The 14,166-nt window shown below is 53.7% G+C and carries 2 protein-coding genes; both read right to left on the bottom strand.

Annotated elements, in window-relative coordinates:
• The coding region (locus I4V53_RS13235; RefSeq protein ID WP_195986166.1) for a discoidin domain-containing protein at window positions 1-4,790 on the bottom strand (4,790 nt) is incomplete at its 3' end.
• Window positions 4,791-5,100: 310 nt separating this feature from the next.
• Window positions 5,101-13,827, bottom strand: a complete 8,727-nt coding sequence (locus tag I4V53_RS13230; RefSeq protein ID WP_195986165.1) for a cadherin-like beta sandwich domain-containing protein — start codon at window positions 13,825-13,827, stop codon at window positions 5,101-5,103.
• Window positions 13,828-14,166: the final 339 nt, after the last annotated feature.

Below are 14,166 nucleotides of genomic sequence, written 5' to 3'. Positions count from 1 at the left end.
TCCGCCGCCGCTTCCCTGATCTCCTTGTCCATCGCGTCCGCGTCGTCATAGACCTCCTGCGCCGCCGCCAGAACCAGCTCATACGCCGCCCAGCTTCCGGCTGTGTAGTCATCCTGCTCCAAAGCAGCCGCAGTGTCCAGCGCTTCCTTCAGGACGGTCTTGTCGCCCTTTGCAAAGCTCAAATGCTGGATGACGTTGAGCAGCTTTGCCCATGCGTTGTCGATGTCCTGTTGCGATGCGTCCGCCTGTGCCTCGACTGCAACCGCCTTATCAAGCGCCGCGTCGAACAGCTTCTGTACGGACGGCACCGCCGCGTTGTATTCGTCGCCATCCTTGAGGCCTTCCGCAATCTCGATTACGGTGCGCAGCACCTGCTTATTCACAACGGTGAACGCAAAGTCCAGCGCGGTATCCGTGTTCGGCATCTTGCCGGTATAGGTGTAGGATTCCGTATCTTTCAGGGCCGCCGGTTCCCCGTTCACGGTCACGCCCGCAAACTCTCTGCCCTCCGCCGTGGGGGTGAAGGTCAACGTTACAGCGTCGTCCGCCATAACCGTTGCTTCGTACCTGCCAATCAGATTGGCAAGCTTGAGGTCCTCGCCCTCTATGGAAAGCTGGGCGTGCTTCGACGGGAAGGTGACGCTGAGGGTGTGCTCTTCCGGCTCCGCACTCTTCGGTGTGACTTTTACCTCAATTGAAGCTGTCAAACCGGACGCGTTGATTATGCCGTCCGGACAAACCAGCGCACCGCTTAACGTATAGGTTCCCTCTTTTGTACTATCATAGTTGCCCTTTGCCCATTTCACTGCCAAAGCGACCGAATTGCCATCTTCCAGTACAGCGGTAACTGTTTCCGGAAGCGCCAAACGATAGTAGGGAGTTCCCACCGCGACTTCCAAAACTGGCAGCTCTTTTACGGAAACAATATCCTTTACCATGCGCGTCAGCTTGGCGTCTCCCCAGCAGGCATGCGCATTGTATTGGCCGTTCTGCGTTACGCCGTCCCATTCCGCACGCAGTTTCAATTCCTTTGCCGATTCCGGAAGTGCAACCTCTATAAAGGCGCTGTCTCCATCCCGGGTCAGGACCGGACTTTCATAGACAGCTTCCCCATCCACAAAGACCTTGAAGATTGTGCGGGCTTCATTTTTACCGGCATTGCTGTCAATGCCTGCATAGGATTCCAGCTTATTGTAGCCCTTTCCCGCAATGTCATAGACAAGTTCGGTTCCGGATTCCAGATGGTCGCCGGAAAGGCCCTTGGCAAACTCACGGACTTTCCCATCGACACGCAGAGAGATGGAGGAACCGTTGCAGGCGCGGTCCTTGACAACGCTGCCGTATCCGGCCTTTGCGGAAGTCCACGCCAGGTCGCTCAGGTAATCAAAACCCTTTACGGGTTTGACTTCCTCTTCTTTCCCCATGCCATAGACGATCCATTCCGCCATACCGACCACCGGCGTGCCGCCCGCGGATATATTGGTAATGGTTACGCGCGCATAGCGGATACCGCTGTATGCCCGCTCAAACAGGACCGGCTGGAAGGATTGTCCCCCCACAGTGATATCCGTCAGGACGGGCTGCCAAACCTCTCCGTCCTCGGAAAGCTCCAAAGAATAGGTGTATTGGCTGCTGTCCTTCTCCCAGTAAATCTGGTTGGCCGCAATGGTCTGCGGCTCTTTAAAGGAAAGCGTAACGGACTGCGGCGTCGTGTTCGATGCGGCAAGCCAGCCGGTACCGATCAGCGTCTCCCCGTCGCGCAGGGTGTCCACGCCTCTTCCCTCCGGTGAAACGTCCGATGCGGTCAGGTCAAGCACCGCTTCATCGCCGATTGCCGGGAGCAGCTCTGCCAGCGGCTTGCTGGAAGCAAACACCTTAAAGTCGTACAGGCAGGCCCATCCGGCGGAACCGGAATCAACCATTACCCGGACGTAGCGTCCTACTGTGTCCGCCATTTGTGTGTCCAAACGATTGTCCGGAAGCTGCCTGTCCGCACTGTCCACCACGGTGTTCCAGCTGTTTCCGTCGAAGGAGGTCTGGATGCGGTATGCATAGGTGTTGGCCTTGCTCTCCCAGTTGATCTGGAAGCCGCTGATCGCCTGAATTTTCTCCAGGTCGATCTGCAGCCATTGCGGGTAACCGCCGCCGCTTGCGCACCATTTGGTGCCCTCGTCGTCGTCCACCGCATTCTTCGGCCAGTTGCCCTGGTCTTCCTGCGTGGAGGAAGCCGTCGTGGGCTTGCCGTACGCAAGATCGTCATAGGTTTCATACGCCTGTTCAAACGCGTCCATACCGTTGGTCCATGCGACATGATCGCCGTCCGGAACGAATACGTCCGTGTACGGTGCTGTCTCAAAATTGATGGATCCGACCAGCTCGTCCGTCATACCGGAGGCTTCAATATGCACGCCGCCCGCCGTCCGGCTGGTACGGATAAAGGCATGGCCGACGCCGGCCTCCAGTTTTTGCTCCTCCACGCCGATGCGCGGGATGTTCTCGCCGACCAGCTCGCCCTCTCCTGTCACAGAGATGCGGATTTTCTGGCTGTAGTCCGGTATGACCGTTCCACTCTCATCCACAACCTTGAAGTAAACCGGCACCAGATCAGAACCGTCCGCGACCGGCTGCATCTCCCGGTCGCGCACCTCGATCTCAATACGGGCCGGTGTTCCCGGCGTACGGACAAGGTGCTCCGCGACGACTTTTCCGTCCAGAACGCCTTCCGCGCGGAGTTCGCCCACCACAAAAGAGGGCAATGTGAGTTTGAAAATGGGGCTGCCGCCCTTCTTCTTGATGTTGGAATCCGCGCCGACCGAACTGTTCATGGCGAAAGCTTCGTCTCGTGTCTGCTCACCGATCAGCTCGTCATTCTGGTACAGCCGCACGCTGTCGCAGTTGCTGTAGAGGGTAATTTCACGCGCGGAACTTTCGGAATGGGTGCTTGCAATAAAGACCATAGGCCCATATACGGGATTGCGGGCAGACTGCATCGATTTGAGCCAATAGAAATTGTATTTCTCATAGCGGTCGATATCCACCGTACCGTTCGCCAGTGTGGACGCCACACTGCCACGGGCATAGTCGTTCCAGCTCCAGAGGAAATAGCCGCCGATGCGCTCGTTGGCGTCCAGACCTCCCCAGTCGGGATAGCCGGCGCCCTCCAGCTGCTTTTCACGCACAACGACATTGTTGAGCAGGGCCGCCTCTCCGTTCTTACGGCTCGCCTGTCCCATACCGCCCCAATCGCCCCATTCACGGGTCAGGAACGGTTTGTCCGGGTTGTAATCGGTCTCCACGCCGTTATTGCGGTCCACAACCTTATAGCACACGTCGTACAGGTCGCCGTGGTAACCATAGTCCGCGGCGGTAAACATCTGGTCGCCCGGATATTCGCGGTGCGCGGTTGCCGTCGCTTCCTGCGCCCACTGGCGGGAATAACCCGTCTCGTTGAGGGAAGTCTCCCACAGGATGACGCTTGGACGGTTGCGGTCGCGCCGGATCATCTCGCGCGTGTCGCGGAGCGTACGGTCGTAGAACGTCTGTGTATTGGTAAAGTTCTGCCAACCCGGCTGGCATTCGATGACCAGGATACCCAATTCATCGCACGCATCGAGGAAGGCCGGGGACTGCGGATAGTGCGTGGCGCGTACCGAGTTAAAGCCGTTTTCCTTCATCTGGATCGCGTCGCGCTTCTGCATGGAAACGGAAGCCGCGTCGCCGACATTGGCATACGACTGGTGGCGGTTTGCGCCGCGCAGATACAGCTTTTCCCCGTTTATGTAAAAGCCGTCCGCGCGGAAATCGATGGTACGGATACCGATCCGCGTCGTGACCGTATCCACCGTCTCGCCGCCCACCTGCACCTCGCTGACCAGGTCATACAGGTAAGGATGGTCCGGATGCCAGAGGATCGGGTTCTGCACGTCCATCTTCTGGCTGAACTGGATCGCCCCTCCCGCCGAAACCGTTTCCACGGAGGAAATTTCCGCCACGGTTTCGCCGTCCGCGTCCACCAGCGTGCTGACGACCGTCGCTTCCACCGCAGATTCCTCTTCGTTGACCACATGGGTCTTGACGTTCACGGTTGCCGCCGCATCGGAAACGTCCGTATATGTTACAAACACGCCGCCGCTGGCCTCTTCATCCGCCTGCAGCGCGTCAGAGATATACAGGTTATCTGTAATGCGCATCCGTACATCGCGGTAAATGCCGCCGTAATAATGGAAGTCCAGATTGGCCAGCGGTTTTCCCGGAGGCGTATCCGGATTGTCCAGATTGGAAACGCGGACCGCAAGGACGTTCGTCTGCCCGTCCCATTTGACTTTATCGGTAATGTCCACGGAAAAACCGATGTAACCGCCGTTGCGGGTATAGACCTTTTCCCCGTTCAGATACACGTCGCTGTCGATCATTACACCGTCAAAATCAATATTGATCTTTTTGCCCTTGTACTGTTCGTCCAGTGTAAAATAACGGCGATACCAACCGACTCCGCGGTACACGCTGCCAGCGTCTCCCGCGTTCTTTTTCTCCAGGCGCATGGTGTGCGGCACCGTCACTGCGGCAAATTCCTCATCGTTAAAGTCCACCGCCTGCGCGCCCTCCAGGTCCCCCTGATAGAAGCCCCAATCGCTGTTGAAGTTTAAAACGGTTCTTCCGGGGGCCTCCGCCTCCACGGTATGGCCAGCCGGTGTATATTCCTGCACCGCCTGTGCGGGCAGGCTTCCCATGCTTGTAAACAGCATGGAAACGGAAAGCGCCAGCGCCACCCATTTGCTGTGTCTGTTCATTTTCTTCTCCTCCCAAATGCTTTCTGAAGCGCTCCTCTTCGCCGGCTCTTTTTCACCTCTTTCTGATTTTTATTTATCCGCGCGTCTTAATTACACGACATGAATAAAATCGAGGAACACAAACATGATATTTTATTGCTTCATGCTAACATATTTTTTAACCACAAACAAGAAGGGCCATACAAATGGGTAATTTTTACATATTTCGGCAACATTTATCCATATTTACTTTGGACACAAAGCAGCCCCCGGCTCAAATGAACCGGGAGCTGCTTCTATCTGTTGTGAAAAGAGAATTTTGTAAACCAGATTATCCGATTTTTACCGTGCAGTGCTTCACGGATTCAGCGCCGGGCAGGGTGGTATACACGCCCGTGCTGGTTCCCGGCGCGCCAACTGCCCAAACCCTGTAGTAGTAATCGTTGCCGATTCTTGCCACAAACTGGGTCTTGAGCACATCGCCATTGCCAACGGTAAAGCTCGGGGTCAGATTGTCGCCGTTCAGAACCGTCATCTTGAAGCAGTATGCACTGCCTCTCTTCAGGGTGAAGTCCACGGTGGTATCGGAACGGACGGAAGCTGTGAGCACATTCTGCGCTGCCCCAGCCACGGCCGTTCCGGATGCGCCGTACGCATTGTTATTGGACGGCGTGGAAGGTCTGGAAGGACTGGACGGTTTCGCGGAGGAACCGCCGGAAGTGGTCAGGTTCTCCTTCGCCGCATAGTACTTCTCGATCAGCGCGTCGACCTCATCCTGAGAAACTTCGCTGTTCGGTTTCGCCATCAGCGCGTTCATCTGGTCGCGGACAGCCTTGAAGTTTTTAACGGAGGAAGCGGTATAACCGTTCAGGTTTAGCTCGTTGGCCTCCTTGGTCAGCTCTTCCAGCTTGCTCTTGTCTGCCTTCAGACGGAGATCCGCCATCGCCTTCGCAAGGGCGTTCGCCGCCGCGTTGATTTCCTTCTGATCCTCAGAGTTCTCGAGAACGGTTTTGGCTTCCTCAAGCTTTTCTGTGAATACGTCCTGACCCGCGTCGATATAGTCGTTCAGATCCAGGGATTCCGCTTTTGCAATGATCTTTTCAAGCTCAGATGTATTCGGCAGATCTTCCAGGCCGATAAAGGCCTTGTAGAGATTCTCTCTCGCCTCGTCGATTTCATCCTGCATGCTGTTTTCGTCTTCATAGACAGCCTTTGCGGCTTCCAGCATCTCGTTGAGCTTCGCCACGCTGGCAGAAGTGTAACTTTCCAGATCAAACGCTTCGATCTGATCGATCAGCTTCAGCAAAGCGTCTTTGTCGCCGGGCTTGAATTCCAGCATCTGGATGACCTTCAGCAGGTCCTTCCAGGACTGATCGATCTCCTTCTGGGTGATCTCCAGGGCTTCCTCTGCCTTCTTTGCCTCTGTCAAAGCCTTGCGGAATGCATTCTGCACGGCGGGGACACTCGCGTCGACCTGACCGTCTGCTTCGCATTCCTCAGCGTAATCGATCATAGTGCGCAGCGTCGCTTTATTGATGATTTCAAAGTCGAAATCGAGCGCCGCATCCTTTTTACCCACTGTGTAGGTGTACTCGTAGGAGGAGGAATCGGTAAACGCCATGGTTTCGCCGTTCAGCTTGACGCCGCCGATCTCTCTGCCCTCTGCGTACGGAGCAAAGCTGAGGGTAATTTCCGTGCCCTGCTCAAACCGGTCTTTAAAGAAGCTGACCGGGGGCTGCTTCTCGCCATCGACAAGCAGGTTGACCTTTTTGCCGTAGTTGACGGTTACTTCATAGGTCTTTGCCGGTCCCGGATTGGGATTCTCAACGGCATACGGATTGATAAACTTGACATCCGCCCAGTCCACATGCACATTGGTAGAACTGGAGCCATAAGCCCACAAACCCAATGTGTTGGTGCCCTCAGGAATATTAATTTCAAATCTTCCCGCATCGCCCTCATGGGAACGGATGCCAACGCCCAATCCCGCCGGTGTAGAGGTGTTAACGTTGTAATAAATCTCGAAGCCTGCTCTGGTGCCCGGAGCGCTTTCCTTATCGACGCCGACATAGCCGACCATCTTGGTAAAGCCTCTGTTCTCGATATTGTAATACACATATGCATTGGTCATGGTACCGAATCCGTTTGTAAGGACGGTTTCCTTGCCGTCAATATTCATCGTCATCGGATTGCCATCGTTGGAAAGATCCTTACGGATATTTCCGCCTTCTCCTGCATAGCTACCGGAGGTCCAGTCGAGCTCGGAGAGATTGACTTCATCCCAGACATTGGCGTCAATGGTATACGTTTTTTCTGTCTTGCCATCCGGCGCGGTCACCTTAACAGTGATCAGATTGTCGCCCTTGTAGACAAGAATTTCCTGCTCCATGCTGCTAGTTGCCGTGTAGGACTGGCCGTTTTCGGCGGTAACCTCAATGGTTGCGCCCTCTTCCCAGGTTCTTGCCTGCAGCTTGATCGGTCTGCCGGACGCGTTCATAGTGTATTCCGTACGGTTCTCATCGAACAATTCGTTGACGGTTTCACCCGGCAATGCCAGTCTATCCAGAGAAGCGTTGGTCTCGTCCGGGGTGTACAGGGTAAAGCTGTAATATTTGGCGGTAAACATGTTTTCCGCCTTCACAGCAACCACAACCGTATTCGTATCCTGATCCAGCTTGCCTTCCGCTTTGGTTCCCTCGGTACGGCTGTTATTGATGGTTACGCTTGTGGTGGTGTCTTTTCCTGCCACCGGCACAACGTCAACCGTCAAATCGCGCATTTCCTCAGAAGTGATCGGAAGTTTGTATTCGGTGACTTCCGGATCGAAGCCCTGCACCGTAACACCATTGAACTGGATGTCTGTTGCAGAAGCGTCGTTGTATCCGGCACGGAATACCTGTGCGCGGTAACGGGTAACGGTGAGGCCGTCCGCAGCCGTTACATCGATGTTGAAGATGTTGAGGCCGCTGTACATATCCACTGTTGCGGAGAAATCATTGCCTTCCGCCGCTTCATTGGCGATCTCGTCGCGATAGAAGGAGCGGTATACTTTGACGTCCGTCGCATCGTCCGGAACATCCACGGCGAATTCCACCACGTTCTGCTCGTTGGTCAGTGCCGTGAAGTAGCTGTGCGTGCCCGCCTTGATCTCCTCTGTGAGCGCGTTTCCATCCACAGAGATGACGGACTTCGTATTGTTGCTGGCAACCGGGCGGAAGGTAACCGTGTAGGTCATCTGTACGGCGTTTCCTTCCTTGCGGACCACCTTTACGCCCTTATAATCGGCAATGCGCAGAACCTTGTCTGTAATGACGTTGCCGTCCAGATCCTGCAGCTCCGTGGCGCCCTTGACCGGGTTCATTTCTTCATAACCGACGGTGAAGAACTCCATCGTATCCGGGATTGCATAGGTGTAGTCAAACTTATCCGACTTAAAGCCGACCGGTGTATTGCCGTTGATCAGCATCGCCTTCAAAGCGTAGCTGTCCACCGCCTGCACGGTGACCGTCTTCTTAGCCGGCGCCTGGCAGGGTTTCCCATAGGAATCAAATACATAGACATAGCAGGTGAGATCTCCCGCGTTTTCCGCCTTGATCTCCGGAACCTTTGTATACTCTGTCACAGTCTTGCCGTTCTTGACATATTGCCATTTGTAGAGCGGCGCGCCCTGCGCGTGGTTTTCCGCATCGGCATAGGTATAGCCAATAATGCCGACATAGTTGCCGACCACATAGGACTCTTTATCCGTGCGGATGTCGGAAACCGTCGGAGCCGCATTCGGATAAGCTTTCACCAGAGATTTGGAGGTCTGCTGCTCCAGGCTCTCTGTGGTGGATTCGGAAGCTTTTGCCATCTTCACGCCGGAATAGGTGCAGGTCAGCGGATATGCCGCGCCCTTATTCCAGGTGAGGAACGCCAGCTTGAAGCTGTTGCCCAGAGAATCATTGACCAGAGGCATATTGCTCATATTGACGTCCTGCCACTCGCCGCCCTCGGGCTTGCAGCGCAGGTAGAAATTATTGCCGCGTTTCTCCATCTCATAGGTCATTACACGGGACTTGGAAATGGCCGGGTAGCTGGGTTCCGCCGTCTCGGCTCCCTTTTCATTGGCGACCGCAATGCCTGCCATGTGAGCCTTCTGTCCAACGGAAATGTAATTGTCTCCATCGACAAAGAGCGCCATACTTGCATTTGCATAGTTGGCCAAGTTGTTCAGATTATCCAAAGCGATCGTGCCCTGTACACGCAGGTCATCCGCCCATTCAGCCGGAACATCGACTGTCACGGTGTTCTTCGCTGTAGCCTGGTTGTAATACAAATCTCCAACCTCGGCATGCACACCGAGTTCATCGCGCTTGCCCGTCGCAAACCACTGGTTGCTGTTCTGCCAAATATTGACGCCTTCTTCCAAAACAGAAGGCTTCGGGTCCGGCACATCGGGTCCGGGTTCGTCGCCACCCTCGGTTGTGGTGATCGCCACCGGCTCCTGCTGGGACAGATTATCGGAATTGACAGAAGCGTTCGCGATACGGAAATCGGAGAACGTCGCATTGACCGCATCCGATCCCTGCTGATTGACATAGAACGCAACTTTCAGGTTGGAATTGTCCAAACCGGTCTCTCCAATGGAATATCCAAAAACAGTACGCCATGTTCCATTCTCATTGTACCTCAGGAAAACCATGTTGCCATTTTTTTCAATTTCAAAAGTACCTTTTTCCACTTTTGCAGAAACAGTGCCAGATTTCTCCACATACTCGCCAGCTTTTTCGTTGACCGATACAACGCCCATATGCCCCTTCTGACCGATGCTGACATAGTTGTCAGTATCCGTGTAGAGCATAACAGCTGCGCCGCCATAAGGCGTCTGCGGCAATCCGTCGATGGTCACCTGTAAGCGCAGATTATCCCTATCAATATCCGCCGGAATATCGTACAGCACCAGATTCTGCGGGGTTCCCTGATCCTTACCGCTGATCTGGCCGTTTACATTGGAAATCAGGTTTATCTCTGTTGCCTTTTTGCTACTCCAGTTTGCCGGGACTTCTGTGCCTGCTGCAAAGCTGAATCCGTCCGCCAGACGCGGCCCAGAAACGGCTTTTCCAAAGATCTTGACCGGCTCCTGCGCGGACAGATCATCAGAGTTTACCGCGGATGCGGTAGCAATGCGGAAGTCGGAGAAGGTTGCCTCAACAGCATCCTCGCCCATTTTGCTGACATAGAACGCGATCTTCAGGTTGGAATCATCCAAACCGGAAGAAGAAGGCGAGAAACCGGTTACGATCTTCCAACGGTTTCCATCCCAGAATTTAACGTAAATAGTGGAACTGGTCTTTTCAATTTCGAATTGACCCTTCATCAGTTTAGAACCGGTGGTGTCTCCACGCTCTGAATAGGAACCTCCATTTTCAGCGAATGCGGCTACGCCAAGGGTTCCCTTCTGACCGACACCGGCATAGTTGTCGTCATCGGTATAAACCAGCATGGAAGCACTGCTGTCGTCCCGCAGCGGCAGACCATCAATTGTGACCTGTACGCGGAAATCATTTGCGGCGATCTCCTTCGGAATCTCGTACAGCATCAGGTTCTGCGTTGCGCCCTCGCCCGCTTCACGGATGGTTCCGTTCTGGTCGGCAACCAGCTTCACCGCCGTATCGCTGACCTGGCTGAGGTTTGCCGGGACTTCTGTGCCTTCTTTCACGCTGAATCCATCTGCAAACGCCGGACCAGCCGCTGCGCCAAAGAATTTTACCGGCTCCTGTTCACTTAACGCATCCGAGCTGACGGAAGCGTCTGCGATACGGAAGTTGGAGAAAGTCGCTTTTACGGCTCCGCCGCTCTGCTGGTTCACATAGAATGCGATCTTCAGGTTAGAATCATCCAAGCCGACTTCTCCAATGGAATATCCAAAAACAACACGCCAGGTTCCATTATCATTATAACGAAGGAATACCATGCTGCCGTTTTTCTCAATTTCAAAGGTACCCTTTTCCACTTTTGCGGAAACCGCGCCGGATTTTTCTACAAGTTCGCCGCCCTTTTCATTTACCGATACAACGCCCAGATGGCCCTTTTGACCGATGCTGACATAGTTGTCGTCATCGGTGTACAGCATCATCGCCGCACCGCCGTAAGGGATCTGCGGGAGACCGTCGATGGTTACCTGTGCGCGGAAATTATTTTTGGCGATATCTGCCGGGATTTCATACAGCACCATATTCTGCGTTACACCTTTTCCCGGGCCGCTGATCTGGCCGTCTTCATCAGAAGTCAGCGTCATTTCCGTATCTTTGGTGCTGCTGATATTCGCGGGGACTTCTGTGCCCGGTTTGATGCTGAATCCCGCCGCCAGCGGCTTTTCTCCGCTCGTCATCATTGCACGGGCTGCCATTTTGGTCTTCACGGCGTTCGGCTCTGCTCCGTAGCTGATGGGTGTGCTGATCACTACCGTGCGGCTGTCGGATACGCCATTCTTGCTGGCGATAACCTTCACAACGCCGTCTTCCAGTCCGGTGAGCACACCGTTTTCATCGATCGCCGCTGCGGTTGTCGCCGCGCCTGTACGCGCGTCCACAACGCTCCAGTCCGCGCCTGCGGGGTCGCTGGTAAATGTAAGGGTCCCGCCCTCTTCTGTAATCAGCTGGTCGTCCGCTTCCTTAATAGCAAGGGAGTCCCACAACTCGCCGTCGCCTGTCACTGTATAGTGTACCGGCTCGGACTTCACAATCGTGCTGTTCAATTCATAGAACGCATAAACGTCGGCTTCACCCTTGGACAGAGCGCGCACATTGCCTGCCCCGTTCACCTGGACAACCGCCGGATTGGTGGATGCATATTGAATCTTATCCTTGGAGGAAGCAATATTCACATCCGTACCGTTGATTTGGAGCGGGTCGCTGCCTACGCTCACCATGCCTCCCAGCTGGCTGGGCGGTACAACGGCGTTGTTCTTTGTAACCTTGACATTCATCTTGAAGCCGTCGTCATAGGTATTGTTGTCAATGACGACGTCGCTGCAGTTTTTAAAGACAAAAGCGTCCTTGGGCAAGGTCTGTTCCGTCACCGCGGGCGTAACGATAGAAGCCTCGCCGATGCCGAGGTCCGTCTTATTTGCCATCAGCTGGATGTTCACGTTCGGGTTGTCACGCACAACGGTATTCCCCTCGAAGCGCATCCCCATAACGCCTTCCGCCACGATGATCTGATAGTCGCCCATATGGATCTCATTATCCACGACGTTGATATTGCGGTGTACCGGGTCGCCCTTCGGGGTCGGCTCAACGCCGCTCGAGACGATATAACTGCGGATGATAACCGGGTCCACATAAATCGGGCCTGCCGCATCCCATTCCTTCTGTCCGGTGGTACGCACATAGAATTTGTTGTTGCGGATGGTCATGTCGCGGATCGGGCCGGATTCATACCAGTAGTCCGCGTCGTTGGAGAGATACATGCCGGCCATAGCCAGATTCTCAAAGATGTTATCCTCCACGATGACCGGATTGCGGGTGGTGCACAGGATGCCTCTGGTCGGGATGGAGCGCATCACATTGCCTTTGATATGTACGGTCGGCGCATAGGTTACGTTTTCCGCCACATAGAGAGCCTCTTCCGTATCGCCCGCTTTGCGCTGAATTTTCACCTTCAGCGCATCCAGAACCTCCTGGGAGAAATCTTCCTCAAAGGTTACAATCGTTTCCTTCATGGAGAGATTGGAACCATTGTACGCTTCGCCCGGATTGACCGTGCTTGCAACGGTAAAAGTATCGTTCTCATCCACATGCGCGACGGACTCCAGATGTGTCCTGCTGTAAAACATGACCTGGTCGCCCGGATGGTAGGCGGTAAAACCGCCCTGCTGACCATGAATATATGCCAGGCGCAGCGTTTTGCTGTCGATGACTTCCTCCACGCGCAGATAGCTTCCGTGAATGTTGATCGGATCGTCGTGCGCCATGGAGAAATTACAGTTGATAACATTGAAATATCCCGCGGCGCCTGCCACATGGATTTGGTCGGCATTACTGGTGGTATATTTTCCGGTACCCTGCCGGGGCAGGAAGTTGATGCCGTTAAACTCGGTATCCTTACTCATCTGCGTCAGCCAGCCAAAACCAGCCAGATAATGGACGTCGATGTCTTTAACTGTGGTGGTATCGCTTTCCCAGATAAAAGCGCCCGCAGTCTTTCTGGTTGTGGAATTGCTGAACAGGTATACGTTGCCCAGCTCCTGCGCCTCCGGCCTGCGGCTGTTATAGGTAAAGCGGACAATATTGTCGCCCTGCGGGCGGATATGCTGCACGTCGATAAACGGGTCTGCATCCAGCACGTTGGAACTGTTATAGGAGGTTTGGGCCGTATGCCTGCGGACCGTTTCGTCATAGCCCTTGTAAATGACGAGGTACGGGCCAAGACGGTCTTTTTCCGTCCAATACGGCTTCCCTGTATACGGGCTCAGTTCACTGGTCCAGTTGATATGCTTTTCATCGTCTGAAATGCTGTAGTGATAGTTTGCAGGGATATACATATCCATATAGGGTTTGCCGTCTTCTGTGGTGCCGGAGCCGACGATGGTGGTATCCATTGTGTTCGGAACTTCGTAATCCAATACAAAGTTTTGCAGCGTTACATTTTTGCTGCGCACAACGGCGATCGCCATAATGTCGCCATGCATCATAAAGAGGGACCCGTTGCCGTCGATTGTCAGATTTTCCTGATCTTCAATCAGGATACCGATGCTCTTTTCCGGATAGCTCAAACTTCCGGTGTTGGAGGTATGGTACACACGTTTGCTGGCAAAATCCTTGTAAACGTGATATTCACCCTTCGGGAAAGACAGTGTAACAGGTCCATCCACTTCTTTGGCGGCGTCCAAAGCCTCCTGAATCGGGATGGTGCTGTCACCTTTACCGCTGGGGTCCGCCCCAAAATCCGTTACGTCAATGATCGTTCCCACTGCGTCTACCGCTTCCAGTGCGCCTGCGAGTGTGCCGAACGGCACAACCATCATCTGCAGCACAAGGACAAGGGACACGATCATCTTGAGCGCTTTCTTCATAATCTCTTTCTCCTTCGTGATACTCTTTTCTTCTTCAAATCCCCATTGGGAAACTCCTCAATTCTTTCCTCCTTCCTCAAGTCTGACTCCGTTTACGTTTTTATCAAAAACATACGTCTTTCAGACTTGTTTGTGGAAAATATTAATACCCATCATAATATAGATAAAATATTTTCCATAATGCACACAAGTATTGTATCATTTTAAACAATCCCTTGTATCCGAAAAAGAAAGCTGCTATGAAATTACTTTTTTATACCCATAAAATCCACAATAATGCAAATTAAGTCACGTGTTTTTGTGTTTTATCACAACTCGTGTTTTTATTTCAATCGAAAA

Source organism: Clostridium sp. D33t1_170424_F3 (assembly GCF_015667585.1).
In the GTDB taxonomy this organism is placed as follows: domain Bacteria; phylum Bacillota; class Clostridia; order Oscillospirales; family Acutalibacteraceae; genus Anaeromassilibacillus.
The sequence above is the reverse complement of the archived record's forward strand: the minus strand, read 5'-3'. Positions and strand labels throughout refer to the sequence as shown.

Bases quoted from the DNA above. Each gene is read 5' to 3' on its own strand.
- I4V53_RS13230 (WP_195986165.1), bottom strand. From the start codon at position 13,827: ATGAAGAAAGCGCTCAAGATGATCGTGTCCCTTGTCCTTGTGCTGCAG.